The following is a 17,938-nucleotide window of genomic DNA, read 5'->3' on the forward strand; positions in this document are numbered from 1 at the left end:
CTTTCGATAAATCGCTCAAAACAGAACCGTTGACTGTAAAATAATTGCTTCCGGAAAGCTGACAGTTGATTGCTGACCGCTTTAAACTAACATCAACTTATGTACAAACCAATTCAAATAACCAAAGATATTTTTTATGTAGGTGTGAATGATCGCACCAAGCATCTTTTTGAAAACTTATGGCCACTCCCAAAGGGAGTTTCTTATAACTCTTATCTTATTGCAGATGAAAAAATTGCACTGATAGATACAGTGGATCTTTGTTATGCCGATGTGTTTTTTCAGAAGATCGCTTCATTAACCGGCATCAGGCCTATCGACTATTTGATTGTAAATCACATGGAGCCCGATCATTCCGGTTCTATTGCCTGGCTCATTTCAAAGTTTCCCAATATCCGGATCATCGGCAATAAGCGAACGCTTGAAATGCTGAAGGGCTTCTACGGCATAGATGGCGACAACGTCCTCCTGATACAGGATATGGAGGAACTGAGCCTGGGTAATTGTACACTGCGGTTTTATCTGACACCCATGGTCCACTGGCCGGAGACGATGATGACCTACGTACCGGAAAGAAAGACCTTGTTCAGCGGTGATGCATTCGGTACCTTTGGGACACTCGACGGGGGTGTGCTCGACAGACAACTCCTCACCGAACAATACCGGGATGAGATGATCCGTTACTATTCGAATATTGTTGGTAAATTTGGTTCACCGGTGCAGACAGCCCTGAAGAAATTATCAGATGTTGAGATCGATGCGATTTGCTCCACACACGGACCAGTATGGACACAAAAAAAAGATATCGAAGAAGTAGTGAGCCTGTATGACCGGTTGAGCCGTTACGAAGCGGAACCGGGTCTGGTGATTGCTTACGGCAGCATGTACGGCCACACAGAACAACTGGCCGAGATTATCGCTACCTCCGCAGCAGAGCAGGGCTTGAGAAAGATTGCAATACACAACGTCTCAAAGAGCCACGAATCGGAGATCCTCCGTGATGTGTTTACATACAGTGGACTGATTATCGGTTCACCCACATACAACAACAAGCTCTACCCGGCAGTGGAGAACCTGATCTCCGCCCTGCAGAGCCGATCTCTTAAAAACCGGTTCTTCGGATGTTTCGGCAGTTTTACCTGGTCTGATGCTACGGCCAAACAACTGTTGTCTTTCGCGGAGTCTTCTGATTTCGAGTTGGTTGCCGATCCGGTGGTCATGAAGCAGGCTATGTTGCAGGATGTGGTGGAGAGAGCACGCAATATGGGACAGGCCATGGCCCGCAGATTGCTCTCCCGGGCTGAGGTCGTTACCGACATTACGGAAAATTGTCATTAAAAAATAAAATATGAGACTGATCATTCAACCTGATGCCGATCAAATGGCACAATGGGCTGCGAACTATATTGCAGCAAAAATCAACAAAACAAGCCCCACTGCCGGGAAACCTTTCAAACTGGGGTTGCCCACCGGCTCATCTCCGCTGAAAACTTATAAAGCACTCATTGCGTTGTATGAATCTGGCGTCGTCTCTTTCGAACATGTGATCACCTTCAACATGGACGAATATATCGGACTGCCGGCGGACCATCCGCAGAGTTACCACACATTCATGTGGAACAATTTCTTTCAGTATATCGATATAAAGAAAGAAAATGTGCATATTCTTAATGGTATGGCAGAAGATCCCGATGCGGAATGCGAAGCATATGAAAAGGCAATCACCGATGCTGGCGGAATTGATCTTTTTCTTGGGGGGATCGGTCCCGATGGACATATTGCATTCAATGAGCCAGGTTCATCACTCTCTTCACGTACCCGTGTAAAGACGCTGACAACCGACACTGTGATTGCCAATTCGCGATTCTTCGGCAACGATGTCAACAAGGTGCCTAAAACCGCACTCACCGTGGGTGTGCGTACTGTGCTCGATGCAAAGGAAGTGCTCATCCTGGTCAACGGACATCACAAGGCCCGTGCTCTATATCACGCCGTGGAGGGTGCCATTACGCAAATGTGGACCATTAGCGCCCTGCAGCTACACCCGAAGGGAATTATTGTAACTGATTACGATGCCTGTGCCGAACTGAAGGTAGGTACCTACAAATTTTTTCTGGATATCGAACATGACAATCTCGATCCTGGCTCGTTATTATAATAACCGGATTATGTAAAGTGTAAAAAGTGTGGATCCCTGGTCCGCATTTTTTTTATATCCTCTCTGTGTAATGTCTTAACTTTTTTTACTTGATATTTAACGCGTCCTGTCGATCATTTTTATGAACAATAGCATGGTATGGTTGTTAACAAAAAGTATTACAGTAAATCACAACGAAGGCACGAAAAAAGCATTTAGGTTATCTCGCAGAATAAAGATGCGGTGATTAAAATCCATCGGAACGTTTTTGCTGAACAAAGATATCTTATTCAAAAGATAACTGCAAAAACGATCCGATGGTCTATTTTGGGGGATTATTACTATTTTGTCCGTTTCTCGTTGAAAGATGTTCCCTCGGTGCCTGCCTCACCATATTTTATATGTACTTCTTCCTGTCTTTTCGGCCTGATGCCGCACGCTTCCCCTGTGGGTTCATCTCCGGCGTGATACCATAGATCGGCAAAGTTGTCAGGATGTCTGCGAAATTTGGCCAGAATATATGAACAGGAAGGAATTACCTTATACTCATTTTTCCGGGCATATCTCACCATCTCATTGAAGAGCCTTCCGGCAATGCCCTGTCCTTCCAGTTCGGGACGTACACCCGTATGATAAGCGTTCAGTATATTGTCATTTACCTCGAAATCGAGCTCGGCAACCTGACGTCCCTCCTGATCGACAAAAAAGCTTCCCCGGTTTTCCTTGTCAATTCTAAATTGTATATCCATTTTTTTAATATATGTTATTATTTTGATTGTCAGGCATGAATCGCATTGTTCAATGTCGTCCCGCAAGACCAACCGACAATAATAAAACATTTTTCCACCTGAATTGTTTCGCTCTGAAGTAACCGGGAATAGAATATTTAGGGAAAATAAAACGATAGGTCACTTTATACATCCTCTGTTTTTTGTATCTTTGACGAAACTATGATAAAATAATACATGAAGAAAATTATAGTTGTTGTCCTGTTACAGGCACTCTTTGCAGTAGGTGTCTTCCCTGCAACGGTCGATACAATAAGCGTGTTCAGCGAAAAAATGGCCAAAGAGATAAAAACGGTTGTGATTAAACCGCAATCTTACGACGGGAAAAATACATTTCCCGTGCTTTATCTCCTGCACGGTCACAGTGGACGCCATGATAGCTGGATTAAAGGTGTACCTCATATTAAAGAGCTGGCCGATCATTATGATATGATGATCGTTTGTCCCGATGGTGGTTATGATAGCTGGTACTGGGACAGTCCTGTTGATTCCACTTACCGGTACGAGACATTTATCTCACGCGAACTGATTGTCTGGATTGATGGGAAATACAAGACAATACCCTCACGTGAGGGACGGGCAATTACCGGATTGAGTATGGGTGGGCACGGAGGATTGTACCTGGCTTTCCGCAATCAGGATGTTTTTGGCGCATGCGGGAGCATGAGCGGCGGCGTGGATATCCGCCCATTCCCCAACAACTGGAACATGGCTGCGTATATCGGGACACAACGTGAACACCCTGCTAACTGGGAAAACCATACCGTGATGAATCAGCTTTATCTGCTCACACCTAACACGCTGCGGATCATTATCGACTGTGGTACGGAAGATTTCTTTTACCAGGTGAACAAACGACTGCATGAAGAACTGCTATACCGTAATATACCTCACGATTTTATCTCCCGTCCCGGGGCACATAACTGGGCATACTGGAATAATGCGGTGAAATATCAGATGCTTTTCTTCCACGATTTTTTTGAGAAGGCGAATAATAAATAAACTCCGAGAAGTATGAAGAAATTGTTGTCAATTCTTCTTATGATTATTTTCGGCTTCGCTACTTCTGCGCAGCCCCGGAGTCCCTTTACCTTCGCCCTGATTACGGATACGCACGCGGGTAGTCCGGATAACGATGCGGATCTCCACCGCACGGTACAGGATATCAACAGACAGAACAATATTGCTTTTGTGATTGTTTGCGGCGATGTGACTGAGTTTGGCTCTTACGATGAGCTGCGCACCGCGAAGTGTTTGCTCGACGATCTGAGGGTGCCTTTTTACGCGATTCCCGGTAATCATGATTCCAACTGGTCTGAAAGCGGAACAAACGATTTTCTCAGAGTGTTTGGTAACGACACATTTGGATTTGAATACAACGGGTACAAGTTTATCGGGTTGTCTTCCGGGCCCAATATGCGCATGGGACCGGGACAGATACCACGTGAGAACCTCACCTGGCTTTTTAAGGAACTCAAAGAAACGGATACCGATCTACCCATTATCTACGTGAACCATTATCCCATGGACAAAGGGTTGAATAACTGGTTTGAGGTGATGGATGCTTTACGTCCTTATAACGTGAAGCTGATGTTATGCGGTCATGGACATGCCAACCGGGCAATGAATCTTGAAGGAGTACCGGCCGCGATGTGTCGTTCCAACCTCCGCAAAAATGAAGCAAGTGGGGGATATACATTGATTACAGTAGACGCGGATTCAATCATTCTGCAGGAACGGATATCCTCAGGAGAAACGCGTCCTCCCTGGCTCATCTCCCCTGCTTCCCGCAGACCTTCGTGGGAAGTTAATCCGCCTCGTCCCGATTACAACATGAATTATCACCACCCTTCTGTTTCGGAAGTGTGGAACGTGCAGGAGAACAGTGATATGGGTAGTGGCATGGTCCTGAAGGATGAAAAATTATTCTATACAAATACCGCTGGAGAGATAAAAGCCATTGATGCCGGTAACGGACAACCGGTATGGATTTTTAAGACCGGAGGAAAGGTATATTCTACACCAATCCTTGATGGAAATAATGTCTGGTGTGCTTCGTCAGATTCCTACCTTTATGGATTGGATATTCACACGGGAGGTCAGCGATTCAGGCTTAAAAACGACAAGGCGGTGGTATCTTCTCCTGCCTGTTCGGGAAACAGGGTGATGGTGGCTGGGGGCGACGGTCATTGCCGTGCCTGGGATATTACTACCGGAAATCCCTTGTGGGATTTTGACAGCGTGAAAAACTTTGTCGTCACACGTCCACTGATAAAGGACGGGGTGATCTTTTTTGGTAGCTGGGGCAATGAGTTTTATGCAATCGATGTTGAAACGGGGAAGTCCCGCTGGATATGGAGCAACGGTCAAGCAAACCGCATGTTCTCGCCGGCGCAGGCTGTGCCGGTGGCTGCCGGCGGGAGGGTCTATCTGGTCTCGCCCGACCGGTATATGACGGTGCTCGATGAAAAAACAGGAGCGGTGATCTGGCGGTATAATGATTCCGAAAACAGGGTGCGCGAATCCATCGGCATCTCTGAGGACGGCCATACTGTATATGCTAAAACGATGGATGGGAATATTCTGGCCATCGATGCCACATACCCGGTAAGAAAAGTGAAATGGATCTCTTCGGGTGAAGATATGGGCTATGAGCTGGCACCTACACCCCTGGTAGAAAAGAATGGCATTGTTTTCGCGCCGACCGACAAAGGACTAATCTACGCCTATCGAGCCTCAGATGGTGCTTTTCTTTGGAAGTACCGGATTTCGACCGGATTGATCAATATGATCCTGCCAACGGATGGCAACGAGCTGTTTGTCTCTGCAATGGACGGTCGGCTGGTGAAATTAAGAGTAAGTTATTGATAAAAAAGACGATACTTTTATTTATACCGGAACAATGATGCCAAGCTTCAGATATACAACAAACCCTTTCACATGCCTGAAGCCCATCTCTTCGACGGCTTTCATGTAACGCTGTACCTGCCGGATATATTGCTGGTCTTCCACCTCTCCGAATTTGTAGTCGGCCACGATCACTTCATCTGGACCAATCATCACCCGGTCCGGACGGCTTAGCCCCGTGAGGGGATGTAATACTTGTGCTTCGTTTAACACGGTGTACCGGTTACAGTACCATTCGCTTATTTCCGGCATTGAGAGAAAGCCTGTCAATTCACGGATAGTACTTTCCCTGTCCCGTTCCTGCAGCTCACCGGCAGAAATCTTCTGCCCCACTGCCTGAGGAATATCTGCCAGGGTCTCCACATTGCTTACAAGCTCGTGCATCATCTTCCCGTAATCACGACGCCCGTCGTCGCTGAAGAAGCCTATGGAGTTCAACCGCAACTTCAACCGGTTGTTGAAGGGAAACGACTCCCATTTTCCTGTTTTATATGCCAGAATCCCCTTGTTTTTACCACTCAGATGCAGAGATGGTTCACCAAAAGTGAAAGAACAGCTTGTCTCATCTTCTGTAAAATGGCCTGAAATAGTGAACTGTTCCGAAATACTGCGCCACAGGAGATCGGCCACGTTGGCGACCGGTTCCGGTTTATCGGGTTTGGGTGCAAACAGGATCAACCTGTGCATGGCCCGCGTAAAGGCCACATACAACAGATTGAGGTTATCGATATAGGTAAATCGTTTTTCATTCAGATAATCGTCCCTGAAAATTGTATCGACAAGTACTTTCCCATATTTCAGGGGAACCACACCCAGCCCGTCGAAGGGGGCCGTATCCGGCTTGCACCAGATGATGTCGTTGTGTGTGGGGGCGTGATCCACTTTCCAATCTACAAAGGGCATAATCACGACACCGAAACCGAGTCCTTTCGATTTGTGGATGGTAATCAGACGAATGGCATCCTGCTCCTCCGGCGAGAAGAGCGCCTTCCTGCATCCCTTCTCATCCCACCAATCGAGGAATGCCCCCAAGTCGGTCGTGGTGCGGGTACCGAACTTCAATGCGATATCCAGGAAAGCCTGAATATATGCATTTTCCTGTTCACGGAGTGTATCGCCGGTGAGCCTGAAGAAGCGTTCAATCATGTCATAAAAGGAAAGTGAAGCCATCTCATTCAACTGTTGCTTCACCTCTTCGGGAAAGTCGGTGGTCATCTCTTCCCCCTGGCGCTGTATCACTTTATTGTATTCAAAGGCTGCCATCATCCGGTGTGTGTCATCCTTCGGATTATGGAAGTGGCGCATCAATGCGATTACTGCCCTCACACTTCGTGCGTTGCCAATGAGCAGTGCTTCATTTGAGATGAGGTCGAATCTGTAAGATGATTCCGGATGATTTTTTTTGTAAGAAAGCAGCCTCGCGGCCACTTCCGCCGCTTCGTAATTCCACCTTACCACCACGGAGATGTCCTTTAACGCGAATCCCTGGTCCTGCAAACGTTCAATCTCATATGGGAGCTGCTCCAGTACATTCTCCTTCCAACTGGTTTCTTTCACTTTATCATCATTCAGAAAGGTGATTCGTACCTGTCCGCCACTTTCAGTCTTCGTTGCCGGAACATGTTGACATGCATCGCGGTAAGCGTCGGTGATCTGGGTGTCGGTTAAACCCGGCACGGCTGCATTGAAATCATGTTGAAGAATGACAGGGGCCTGGGTAAAGAAGGCATTGTTGAACTGCACTATGTTGGTATCACTACGCCAGTTGGTGTCCAGCACATGTTCCCGGATGTTTCTATCCTGGAAATCGTCTCCTACCTGTCTCTCCAGCAAGCGCCAGTCTGAGTTGCGAAACCGGTAGATACTCTGTTTCACGTCGCCCACAATCAGGTTGAAATTTCCCGAAGCGAGGCTTTCACCTACCAGCGGCTTGAAATTGTTCCACTGCATGCGCGAGGTATCCTGAAACTCGTCGATCATGTAGTGTGCGATACGCGTGCCCGTCTTCTCGTAGATAAAGGGAGAGTCGGTGCCGGCAATCATGTTGTTCAGCAATTCCGTGGTGTCGGAAAGAAAGAGGGTGTTGTTCTCCTGTTGCAGCTTGCGCAATCGTATTTTGATATCGTTGAGGATGCCGAGAGTATAGAAATTGCGGAGGATGCTTTGTGCGGAATTGTAAGGAATGTTGTTGTTGAAAAGTGTGACAGCCTCTCTCACCACATCGTTCAGTCCCGCAGAAAATGCAGATTCAATGGCCGACCGCTTCTCGGGTGGGGTGGTTTTGGTTGTCCATCTTTGTATATTATCAGTCAGATTGATAAATGTATTGGAGGGTAGTTTCATCTCTCCGTTGGCCCATTTTGTGAAATGAGTGAATGGAGAACGGCTCCCGCCGCTGAAGTCGGTATAGTGTAAACCGAAACGGTTCATCAGGTTAAGTCCCTTTTCACCTGTCTCTTTCACCGCTCTTTCAAAATCGCGGATAATTTTTCGAAGCGTTTGCTGATAAGAAAGTAGATACTCCTTGTCGTGAATTTTCGCCTGCTCCTCCCGGGAGAACGACTTGTAGGTCTCATTCGTTAATTGCCCCGCCAGATCAAGTACCTGACGGTTTATCTTCCAGCTCCTGCTCTCCTCAATGTTCTGCTGCATAAAGAGCAGCAGCCAGTCGGCAAGTTGCCTGTTTTCATGCTGTCCCAGCTCCGAGAGCATCAGATCTACCGTCTCCATCAGGTAGGAAGATTCATCCAATTCGATGTTGTATCCTCCCGACAGGCCCATCTCACGTGTAAAAGCGCGCATGGTCTGCTGAAAAAAACGGTCGATGGTGCTGATGGAGAATGACGAATAGTCGTGTAATATATTTTCCAGAATTGTTTTTGCCTGTGAACGAACCGATTGTTCATCCAAGGCATAATCCTGCATCAGTGCACGCAAGTATGCGGAATCTTCGCCCGATGCCAGCCGGTGCAGCTCTGTCACAATGCGAGACTTCATTTCGTCGGTCGCCTTGTTGGTAAAGGTTACCGCAAGAATATGGCGGTAACGTTGTGGCCCGGAGAAGAGCAGCCACAGGTATTCACCCGTCAGCCGGTGTGTTTTTCCCGATCCGGCAGACGCTTTGATCACATTGAGGCTGTGTCTCTCAGATGATGCGAGATTTGACATATCCCTCCTTTTGCAAAATACCCAACACCTTTTCACGGTGATCGCCCTGGACGATGATCTCACCCTCCTTGGCCGATCCGCCCACGCCGCATTTCATTTTCAGCATCTTGCCCAGCTCCTGCAGGTCGAGGTCCTTCCCTGTGAAGCCGGTGATCAGTGTCACCGCCTTGCCTTTTCGGTTCCGCTTATCGAGGCTGATACGCAACGGCTGTTTTTCTTTGGGCAACGTCTCTGTAGCCTCTTCGTTCTCCTTGTTATAATGATAGTCTGGATTGGTGGAGTAGACAATATCCAGTCTTTTTTTCCAGTCGTTCATTTGTTTTTAATTTTATTTTTTTTCCAGTGATTCAATCACATTGATGATGTAATCACCCATCCGCTCACAATCCGAGATGATGTCAATGTAAAATACGCCGTTCTGATAGGAGTAGCGCTTCAGATTGAGGTTCTCCACATTCTCCTGCTTCAACAGATTTCTTTTTTCGTTGATGCTGTTTTCTATATGCTTGCTGTTTGCCAGATCAGACTCCGTGACCTTCTTGTTTTTCAGCAGGTTTTGCATGTTCTCGAGAGCCTTGTCCATCAGTTCGTACATGGAGTTGATGCTTTCAAGGATGTACTCCTCAAATTCTGTTTCAGCTTCCATCTTCCGCTTCAGGTGACGCGCAATGTTGCAGGCCGAGTCGGCAATACTCTCTATTTCGGTTACCGCCCGCAGGATAGAGCGTACCCGCTCCTTGCTCAGATGGCTTAACTTTCCCTCGGCCACCTTGCTCAGATAAGAACCGATTTCCACCTCCATCCGGTCGCTGATATCTTCGTATTTTTCGGTCCGGTTGTAGAGTTTGAGAAACTTCTTGTCGCTGTTCTTCAGGTTGGTCATCTTTTTCACAAAGCCAAACATCTTCTTCACACGGGTGACATATACTTCCACTTCTTTCTCTGCCTGCAGGATGGAGAGCTCGTCGGTAGAAGCCAGCCCGGTAGAGATATATTGCAATATGAACTCTTCTTCTTCTTCTTCTCCCTTTTTTGGCCTGATCAGGGTGAGACAGATCTTTTCGTAGAGTTTCACAAACCAGATCATCAATGTGACGTTACAGATGTTGAACAAAGTGTGGAAGAGTGAAAGCCCATAAGAGGTGGCCGACTGGTAAGTGTGGTACTTGTCCTGCAAAGCTGCCAGCTCCGGGGTGAGTTCCGACCGTGATAGAGTTGATATCTGTGTGTATTCATCGGGAGAGAGTGAAGTCACAAAGGTGGTAATACCGGAAGGATGAACCGAGGCGAAGCCGGGCACGAGGTTGTCAACCATCTGCACAAAATGTTTGAAGATAATGAGCATCCAGATCACTCCCATCACGTTGAACATGAAGTGGGCAAAGGCAGTCCGCTTTGCGGAAAGGTTGGCCGGGATGGCTGCCAGGTTGGCGGTGATGGTGGTGCCTATGTTCTCTCCCAGGATCATGGCCGCCGCACTGGGAAAGTCGATCCATCCCTGTGCAGCCATGATCAATGTCAGTGCTACCGTTGCGCTGGAGGACTGCACGATGATCGTCAGCACGGTACCCACCATCAGAAAGAAGAGAGTGGAGAGGATTCCCATGCCGGTGAAGTTCCGAACGAACGAGAGCACTTCCGGGTTGTTCTGCAAGTCAGGCATCGATTCTTTCAGGAAATCGAGTCCCATAAACAGAAAAGCAAATCCAAAAATGAATTCGCCCAGCGACTTGTTCCTGCTCCTCGAGGAGAAGATCAGTGGCAATGCCACACCCATCAGTGGAATGGATAATGCACTGATGGAGAACTTGCCGAAGCCGAAGAAGGAAATCATCCATGCTGTAACCGTGGTGCCAATGTTGGCGCCCATAATCACGCCGATGGATTGGATCAGGCTCAACAGTCCCGCATTTACAAAACTCACCACCATGACGGTGGTCGCAGAAGAAGATTGAACCAGGGTAGTGATCAGCAAACCGGTGAGGACACCCATCATCCGGCTCTTTGTCATGGCCGACAAAATGTTCCTGAGTTTGTTGCCTGCCAGTTTCTGCAGGCCCTCGCTCATGATCTTCATACCATAAAGGAAAAGGCCCAGTGAGCCTATCAGCTTTAAGAAATCAATGAAACCGTAGTTCATTTTCCAATTTTTTACATAAAGAGTGTACAAACTTAAAAAAAATAACTGAGAAAGGTCGTTGTGAACGACCTAAAAACGGAGGCACAAACCAATTTACCCGGGACAAATGAACAAAGTCTGTAAAAAATGGTGTATATTAGTATCCCCAAATGAAACGAATATGATAGCAGATACTGTAAAGATTTTTTGTGTTAACACGGGTGAGGAGAGAGAGGTGGCCGTGGGTACGCCGCTGACTGGTTTGATAGAACTTTTAGGGGTGAAGATGCCTTATCTCATTGCCAATGCGAAAGTAAATAACAAGACAGAGTCACTTGCCTACAGGGTTTACCGGCCAAAGACAATCGAGTTTGTAGACTTGAGCAACTCTTCTGCCATGCGTACTTACGTGCGGTCGCTCTGTTTTATTCTCGCCAAGGCGGTAGACGACTTGTTGCCCAATGCCGAGATGTATATTGAGCATGCTGTATCAAAAGGATATTACTTTCAGATCGAGTCAGATGTGCCGGTAGGAAAGCCGGAGCTCGATGCCATCCGGAACAGGATGAGAGAGATTGTGGATGCCGATATCCCCTTTGTACAGGTGGAGGAGGAGACCACAAAGGTGGTACAGCTCTTCCGCGAACGAGGCATGGAGGATAAGGCACGGCTGTTGGAGACTTCCGATATGCTGTATGCCCGTTATTCGAAGCTGGAAGAATATATCGATTATTTTTACGGTTGTCTCACACCCTCCACGGGATACATTAACCTCTTCGACGTGCAACCCCACAATGGCGGTTTTCTGCTGCGGGTGCCTAACAGGGAGCATCCCGTAGATCTGGAGCCGGAAGTACAACAGGAGAAACTGTTGAATGTCTACCGGGAACATCTGAAGTTTCTGAAAATAAGCCGTCTCGATAATGTGAGTGACTTGAATCGGGCCAAGCTGGATGACCGCATGTCGGAAGTGATTCAGGTGGCCGAGGCATACCAGTCGAAACAGATCGGGGAGATTGCCGAGGAAATTACCCGGAGGTTTCAGGAGGGCGTGCGGGTGGTACTGATATCGGGTCCCTCTTCATCCGGAAAAACCACTTTTCGCAAACGACTGGAGATACAGCTCCTGGTAAACCTGCTCAGGCCTGTGGGTATCTCGCTTGATGATTATTTCGTAGACAGGGACAAAACACCTCTCGATGAAGATGGAGAAAAAGACTATGAGTCACTTTATGCACTCGACCTGGATCTTTTTGAACAGCATATGCTCAGGCTGATGCAGGGAGAAGAGGTGGAGCTTCCGTTTTATAACTTTGTTACCGGAAAACGGGAATACAGAAAGAATTTTCTGAAGATGACCGACAACAGCATTCTCATCGTGGAGGGGATTCATGGCCTTAACCCCGAACTTACCGCACATATACCTCCGGAAAAAATATTCAAGGTCTACGTATCGGCATTGACGACCATCTCACTCGACGACCATAACTGGATTCCGGCTTCCGACAACCGGCTTATCCGGCGTATTGTGCGTGATTACCGTTATCGCGGTTATTCCGCGGAGCAGACCATCTCGCGCTGGGACAGCGTGCGCCGCGGAGAGGAAAAGTGGATCTTTCCTTTCCAGGAGAATGCCGATGTGATGTTCAACTCGGCCATGATCTATGAGCTGGCAGCCATCCGCAGGCATGTTGAGCCTGTGTTGATGCAGGTGCCACGCACTGTTCCCGAGTACTCCGAGGCCTACCGGCTGCTCAAGTTTTTAAGTTATTTCAATTATATTACCGACCGTGAACTGCCGCCCACCTCCCTGCTGCGTGAATTTCTGGGAGGAAGCAGTTTCCGTTATTAAACGCATATGCCAGAGGTTATTTGTGCCATATCCACACCTCCCGGTATGGGAGCCATTGCCATTGTCCGTTTGTCGGGGGAGGGTAGTATTTCGCTTACCGACCGGATTTTCTTTTCGCCTTCGGGAACAAAGCTAACCGGCGTAGCGGCTAACACAGTTCATTTTGGACAAATACTTGCGGGAGAAGAACTGCTCGACGAAGTACTTGTGACCGTTTTTCGGGCACCTCATTCTTTTACGGGAGAAGAGAGCGTGGAGATTTCCTGTCACGGGTCGGTCTACATCCAGCAGCGTCTTATGGAATTGCTGCTGGGCGAGGGAGCCCGCATGGCGAAGGCAGGTGAGTTTACGCGACGTGCTTTTCGCAATGGTAAGTTCGACCTGAGCCAGGCTGAGGCGGTGGCCGACCTGATAGCCTCCTCATCCCGGGCATCGCATCGTGTGGCCATGAACCAGATGCGTGGCGGCTTTACCCGTAAGCTGGCCCTGCTGCGCGATAAACTGCTGCAGTTTGTCTCCCTGATTGAGCTGGAACTCGACTTCTCCGAAGAGGATGTGGAGTTTGCCAACCGGGATAAACTCCACGAGCTGACTCATGAGATTGAAGAGGAGATTCAGACCCTGGCGGATTCATTCCGTCTGGGCAATGCCATCAAAGGTGGCATTCCTGTAGCCATCATCGGAGAGACCAACGTTGGAAAATCCACGCTGCTGAATCTGTTACTGAACGAAGAGAAGGCCATCGTGAGCGATATTCATGGCACCACGCGCGATGTGATCGAGGATACCATGAACATTGGCGGAGTAATGTTCCGGTTCATTGATACGGCAGGCATTCGCCAAACAACGGATGTGATTGAATCACTTGGTATTGAACGTACGTTTCAAAAAATTGATCAGGCTTCCATCGTTTTGTGGATGATCGACATGACCACGTCCCGGGAGCAGATCGAATCCCTGGCTGCTTCCATCCTCCCCACGCTGCAGGATAAGCAGGTGATCGTGCTTTTCAACAAGGCTGACCTGATTTCCGATGATATCCGTGGGAATTTTGAAACGCTCTTTCCCGGATTAGAAGCCAGCCGACTGTTTATTTCGGCAAAACAGCATCTCCATACCGACCGTCTTCAGGAGCTGTTGGTGAAAGCTGCAGCCATCCCCTCTATTGGTGAAGATGACGTGATCGTGACCAACCTGCGCCATTATGAGTCGCTTAAAAGCGCACTTGAAGCTATCGGCCGTGTCAAGGAAGGCCTTGAGATAGGCATCACCCACGACTTCCTCTCTCAAGACATCCGCGAGTGCATGTTTTACCTTGGCGAGATTACAGGACAGATCTCTACCGACGAAATCCTGGGTAATATTTTCAGCAAGTTTTGCATCGGAAAGTGAAAGACCTTTCCATGTCTCCTTGAATAGTGCAGACAAGAAAAAACGATTTAATAACAAAAAATTACTGACATGACAAATTCAGTAGAATTCAAAGGAAATGATAAATTGTTATTTGGCATCATTCTCGGCGTCCTGGCGTTTTGGCTGTTTGCACAAACCACATTGAACATCAATGTGGATATGGCGAAAGATCTCAACATGGATGTATCTGTGATGAACATTGCAGTATCTGTCACAGCCTTGTTTTCAGGTATTTTTATCGTTGTATTCGGAGGACTGGCCGATAAGATCGGACGAGTGAAAATGATTCGTATCGGTTTTTATTTTAGTATCGTCGGCTCTCTGATGGTCGGTTTTACCCCGGCAGGGGTGCCGCTGACCCGGTTTTAATTCTTGGCCGTATTTTTCAAGGACTTTCTGCTGCCGCCATTATGCCTGCAAGTTAGGCCCTGGTAAAAGCTTATTGGGAAGGTAAGGAACGGCAGCGTGCCATTTCATTATGGTCTATGGGATCATGGGGTGGTTCGGGTTTTGCTGCACTCTTTGGCGGATTGATGATCAATGTAGGGTGGCGATGGATTTTCTTTGCCGCTGCTGCAATTTCAGTAGTTGGTCTCATCATGATAAAAGGAACACCGGAAAGTAAGGCAGAACGCAAAGAACATAATAAAAGTGACTATGCCGGTATCGTTACATTCATGCTGGCAATGATTGCCTTGCAGATATTGGTGACCAAAGGAGTACAATTAGGCTTTACCAGCGTTGCAGGTATTGTTTTAATTGCAACCACTCTTCTCTTTTCAATCTTATTCTTCTATATCGAAAAAGGGAAAAAAGGGGCTTTTATAGATTTCAAGTTATTTCATAACATGACTTTTACGGGTGCCACCATTTCTAACTTCCTGCTCAACGGTACTGCCGGAATGTTGATCGTGTCACTCATGCTTTTACAGGTTGGCGGTAACCTTTCTGCACAAGATGCCGGAATGCTCACATTAGGATATGCCATTGCCATTGTCTTGTTCATCCGTACGGGTGAAAAGCTGCTGCAGCGATTTGGAGCACGGAAGCCCATGATCTGGGGGGCGCTCATTGTGGGGCTGGCTATCATCCTTCTTATGTTTACCAATGTCATGACCGGTACCTATAAAATACTTGCCATCATCGCATACACATTGTTTGGATTAGGCCTGGCATTTTACGCAACGCCATCCACTGATGCAGCATTATCTAACTTGCCGGAGGACCAGGCCGGAGCCGGTTCAGGTATTTACAAAATGGCATCTTCACTGGGTGCTGCGCTTGGGGTTGCTATCTCTGCGGGTGTTTTTGCCGCATTCAATATAGGCGACCATATTCACTGGCTAGAAGGTGTATTGACTTTTGTAGGACGTCAGGACAATGTAGTAGTACGCCAGGCGGCTACTATTGGATTGAGTGTAAACCTCCTGATGATTGTTATGGCTATCCTTAGCATTATGATCACCATTCCGAAATTGTCAAAAAGGCCAAAGACGGATTCGATATAAAACCAAACCATTTATTACTTTTTAAAATTAATAAAATGAACACAAAGCTGTTGGACGCATTAAAAAACTCACTAGATGAGATAAAATCATGGCAGGAAACAATGCACAAGAGTCCGGAACTGTCCATGCAAGAGGAAAATACAGCCAGGTATATTGCTGATGTGATAAAATCGTTTGGCGGGTATGAACTGGTAGAAGGTGTGGGAAAATACGGTATTGTAGCGTCGCTAAAGGTGGGTGATAGCGATAAAGTCATTGGCATTCGTGCCGATTTTGATGGGTTGCCCATTCAGGAAGATAATAATTTACCCTACAAAAGTACCAAAGAAGGACTATCCCATCTTTGTGGGCACGATGGGCATACGACTATGGCTCTCGGAGCCGCCAAATATCTTGCCGAAACCAAGAACTTTAATGGAACCGTACGTTTTTTCTTTCAACCGGGTGAGGAAACCATGCAGGGAAGCCCCGCGATGATCGCCGACGGATTGTTTGAACGTTTCCCCGTAGATGCGATTTACGCCATGCATAATATTCCCGGGTTGGAGTTTGGAAAATTCTATTTCCGTGAAGGAGAAACCATGTCTGCCGTCGATAACTGGGAAATTGAACTTGCCGGAAAAGGCTCTCACGGCTCTATGCCGGAATTGGGTATCGACCCGTTGGTATGTGGTGCGTCACTGGTTATGGCGTTGCAAACTATTGTCAGTCGTAATGTGTCTCCCTGGAAACAAACCGTGGTAAATGTAGGCTCTTTTCAATCGGGAAATGCAGGTAATGTAGTGCCACAAAAGGCTTTGCTTAAATTAAGTATCAGAAATATGGATAATGAAGTGCGTAAGTTTGTGCTTGATAGAATTCGCAATATAACCAAATCACAAGCCGAAGCATTTAATTGCCAATATGAAATCAGGGAAGGTGTTCCCGGAACGGTGTTGGTGAACACGCCCGAGAACACGAAGTGGGCTGCCGATGTAACGGCCGGAACTTTTGGAGAAGATAGTGTTGTCAGAAATGCAGATGCACTGATGAGTAGTGAAGATTTTGCTTTTATGCTCGAAAAATGTCCGGGAAACTACGTAATGGCTGGGAATGGTGCAGGTTTTATGGTACACCATCCGCAATATGTATTTAATCAGGATCTCTTACCGCTTGGTGCAGCTTATTGGGTATCATTGGTAGAAGCCTATTTGAATTAAAGCTACTACTAAAGGTTGATAATAAAAACGTTTCGAAATAAACCGGGGACTTTCGCAAGCCCCCGGTTCCGGTTTTTTGTAATTTAGAAGTAGAGTATTGTTATGGATAAGCAGGAATTAGTCGCCTGCTTTTATTTTGCCGATGCCGTCCTTGGAGAACTCCTTCTCTGCCGGGCTGCCGTAATACCGCACATTGCCAATGCCATCCGAACGTACCTTGAGGTATTCCGATGCATGGCAGCTCACGTTGCCCACGCCCTGGGAGGAGACCACGGCACGTTTTGCTTTCAGTCCGTCGGCATTGACATTGCCCACGCCTTCCGACCTGATCTCCACGTTGCCGGCCGTTCCGCGCAGCGTGATGTTTCCCACCCCTTCGGAATCGATCTTCACTTCGTCGCAACGTAGGTTTTCGGCCGTGAAATTGCCTACTCCATCCGATTGAATGTGGAGGGAGGGCGAGGAGAAGGTGCCGTCAATCACAATGTTTCCCACACCCTCGGAGTCGATCCGTGTAAGGGTGGGTGTGGTAATGGAGATCACCAGATTTTGAGATCTTTTGCGAAAACGCTTTAGAAAGCTTTCCTCCATACTGAGGATCAGCTTGTCGTTATCCATCCGTACATCGAGTGCGTTAAGCAGCTCTTCGCCGCCCTCGGCGGTCACTGAGGTGCGAGGCGACTGCCGGATATGGATATTGGCTACCACTGATGATTCGATGGCCGTGAAGCCCGATACTTCAAACTGGTCTGTAGCACGGCGCGATTGTGCGCAGGAGTTGCTGCTCGCTGCCAGTAGCAGGATGATGGATAAAAGGGAGATTGTTCGTTTCATCTGTTTCTTTTTA

The 17,938-nt window shown here is 47.5% G+C and carries 14 protein-coding genes; 9 read left to right on the forward strand and 5 right to left on the reverse strand.

Translation table 11 applies throughout. The features are described from left to right. Positions 1-99: 99 nt before the first annotated feature. A complete protein-coding gene (locus AC1HCU_RS02410) occupies positions 100-1,338 on the forward strand; it encodes an FprA family A-type flavoprotein (RefSeq protein ID WP_480368595.1) in 1,239 nt (412 codons plus the stop codon). A 10-nt stretch (positions 1,339-1,348) separates the two neighbouring features. Beyond that, positions 1,349-2,158, forward strand: a complete 810-nt coding sequence (gene nagB / locus AC1HCU_RS02415; RefSeq protein ID WP_480368599.1) for a glucosamine-6-phosphate deaminase — start codon at positions 1,349-1,351, stop codon at positions 2,156-2,158. 320 nt (positions 2,159-2,478) lie between these two features. On the opposite strand, the gene AC1HCU_RS02420 is transcribed toward nagB, so the two are convergent. Beyond that, a complete protein-coding gene (locus AC1HCU_RS02420; RefSeq protein WP_480368602.1) occupies positions 2,479-2,886 on the reverse strand; it encodes a GNAT family N-acetyltransferase in 408 nt (135 codons plus the stop codon). 216 nt (positions 2,887-3,102) lie between these two features. On the opposite strand from AC1HCU_RS02420, the gene AC1HCU_RS02425 reads away from it, so the two are divergent. After that, entirely contained in the window at positions 3,103-3,927 is an 825-nt protein-coding gene (locus tag AC1HCU_RS02425) for an alpha/beta hydrolase (RefSeq protein WP_480368604.1), read from the forward strand. 12 nt (positions 3,928-3,939) lie between these two features. Next, a complete protein-coding gene (locus AC1HCU_RS02430; RefSeq protein ID WP_480368606.1) occupies positions 3,940-5,793 on the forward strand; it encodes an outer membrane protein assembly factor BamB family protein in 1,854 nt (617 codons plus the stop codon). 21 nt (positions 5,794-5,814) lie between these two features. On the opposite strand, the gene AC1HCU_RS02435 is transcribed toward AC1HCU_RS02430, so the two are convergent. Genes AC1HCU_RS02435 through AC1HCU_RS02445 form a run of 3 tightly spaced genes read right to left on the reverse strand, consistent with a single transcriptional unit; the run spans position 5,815 to position 11,140 of the window. After that, positions 5,815-9,000 carry a UvrD-helicase domain-containing protein gene (locus AC1HCU_RS02435; RefSeq protein ID WP_480368609.1) on the reverse strand — a complete coding sequence of 1,062 codons (3,186 nt, stop codon included), beginning with the start codon at positions 8,998-9,000 and terminating at the stop codon, positions 5,815-5,817. Beyond that, positions 8,978-9,316, reverse strand: coding sequence for a translation initiation factor (locus tag AC1HCU_RS02440; protein ID WP_480368612.1), 339 nt, complete (start codon positions 9,314-9,316; stop codon positions 8,978-8,980). The genes AC1HCU_RS02435 and AC1HCU_RS02440 overlap by 23 nt, the downstream gene beginning before the upstream one ends. A gap of 12 nt (positions 9,317-9,328) precedes the next feature. Further along, on the reverse strand, positions 9,329-11,140 hold the full coding sequence (locus AC1HCU_RS02445) for a Na/Pi cotransporter family protein (protein WP_480368614.1): 1,812 nt from the start codon (positions 11,138-11,140) through the stop codon (positions 9,329-9,331). Between the two features lie 163 nt (positions 11,141-11,303). Here AC1HCU_RS02445 and AC1HCU_RS02450 point away from each other — a divergent pair, with 163 nt between their 5' ends. The 5 genes from AC1HCU_RS02450 to AC1HCU_RS02470 all read left to right on the forward strand — a co-directional run bounded on the left by AC1HCU_RS02450 (position 11,304) and on the right by AC1HCU_RS02470 (position 17,091). Next, the gene (locus tag AC1HCU_RS02450) at positions 11,304-12,971 is read left to right on the forward strand and encodes a nucleoside kinase (protein WP_480371024.1); all 1,668 of its coding nucleotides are present in this window, start codon (positions 11,304-11,306) and stop codon (positions 12,969-12,971) included. 6 nt (positions 12,972-12,977) lie between these two features. Next, complete coding sequence (gene mnmE, locus AC1HCU_RS02455; RefSeq protein WP_480368616.1) at positions 12,978-14,363, forward strand: tRNA uridine-5-carboxymethylaminomethyl(34) synthesis GTPase MnmE; 1,386 nt, start codon at positions 12,978-12,980, stop codon at positions 14,361-14,363. 69 nt (positions 14,364-14,432) lie between these two features. Next, on the forward strand, positions 14,433-14,753 hold the full coding sequence (locus tag AC1HCU_RS02460) for an MFS transporter (RefSeq protein ID WP_480368619.1): 321 nt from the start codon (positions 14,433-14,435) through the stop codon (positions 14,751-14,753). 116 nt (positions 14,754-14,869) lie between these two features. Then, complete coding sequence (locus tag AC1HCU_RS02465; RefSeq protein ID WP_480368622.1) at positions 14,870-15,892, forward strand: MFS transporter; 1,023 nt, start codon at positions 14,870-14,872, stop codon at positions 15,890-15,892. Positions 15,893-15,927: 35 nt separating this feature from the next. Next, complete coding sequence (locus AC1HCU_RS02470) at positions 15,928-17,091, forward strand: M20 aminoacylase family protein (protein WP_480368625.1); 1,164 nt, start codon at positions 15,928-15,930, stop codon at positions 17,089-17,091. 117 nt (positions 17,092-17,208) lie between these two features. Here AC1HCU_RS02470 and AC1HCU_RS02475 read toward each other — a convergent pair whose 3' ends face one another. Then, positions 17,209-17,925: a GIN domain-containing protein gene (locus AC1HCU_RS02475; protein WP_321716960.1), complete on the reverse strand. Its 717-nt coding sequence runs from the start codon at positions 17,923-17,925 to the stop codon at positions 17,209-17,211. Positions 17,926-17,938: the final 13 nt, after the last annotated feature.

The sequence above is a fragment of the Proteiniphilum sp. LBM24028 genome, from assembly GCF_056629195.1.

Excerpts from the sequence above, each read along its gene's own strand:
- AC1HCU_RS02410 (WP_480368595.1), top strand. The coding sequence starts at position 100 with ATGTACAAACCAATTCAAATAACCAAAGATATTTTTTATGTAGGTGTG.
- nagB (WP_480368599.1), top strand. The coding sequence starts at position 1,349 with ATGAGACTGATCATTCAACCTGATGCCGATCAAATGGCACAATGGGCT.
- AC1HCU_RS02420 (WP_480368602.1), bottom strand. The coding sequence starts at position 2,886 with ATGGATATACAATTTAGAATTGACAAGGAAAACCGGGGAAGCTTTTTT.
- AC1HCU_RS02425 (WP_480368604.1), top strand. The coding sequence starts at position 3,103 with ATGAAGAAAATTATAGTTGTTGTCCTGTTACAGGCACTCTTTGCAGTA.
- AC1HCU_RS02430 (WP_480368606.1), top strand. The coding sequence starts at position 3,940 with ATGAAGAAATTGTTGTCAATTCTTCTTATGATTATTTTCGGCTTCGCT.
- AC1HCU_RS02435 (WP_480368609.1), bottom strand. The coding sequence starts at position 9,000 with ATGTCAAATCTCGCATCATCTGAGAGACACAGCCTCAATGTGATCAAA.
- AC1HCU_RS02440 (WP_480368612.1), bottom strand. The coding sequence starts at position 9,316 with ATGAACGACTGGAAAAAAAGACTGGATATTGTCTACTCCACCAATCCA.
- AC1HCU_RS02445 (WP_480368614.1), bottom strand. The coding sequence starts at position 11,140 with ATGAACTACGGTTTCATTGATTTCTTAAAGCTGATAGGCTCACTGGGC.
- mnmE (WP_480368616.1), top strand. The coding sequence starts at position 12,978 with ATGCCAGAGGTTATTTGTGCCATATCCACACCTCCCGGTATGGGAGCC.
- AC1HCU_RS02460 (WP_480368619.1), top strand. The coding sequence starts at position 14,433 with ATGACAAATTCAGTAGAATTCAAAGGAAATGATAAATTGTTATTTGGC.
- AC1HCU_RS02465 (WP_480368622.1), top strand. The coding sequence starts at position 14,870 with ATGGGATCATGGGGTGGTTCGGGTTTTGCTGCACTCTTTGGCGGATTG.
- AC1HCU_RS02470 (WP_480368625.1), top strand. The coding sequence starts at position 15,928 with ATGAACACAAAGCTGTTGGACGCATTAAAAAACTCACTAGATGAGATA.
- AC1HCU_RS02475 (WP_321716960.1), bottom strand. The coding sequence starts at position 17,925 with ATGAAACGAACAATCTCCCTTTTATCCATCATCCTGCTACTGGCAGCG.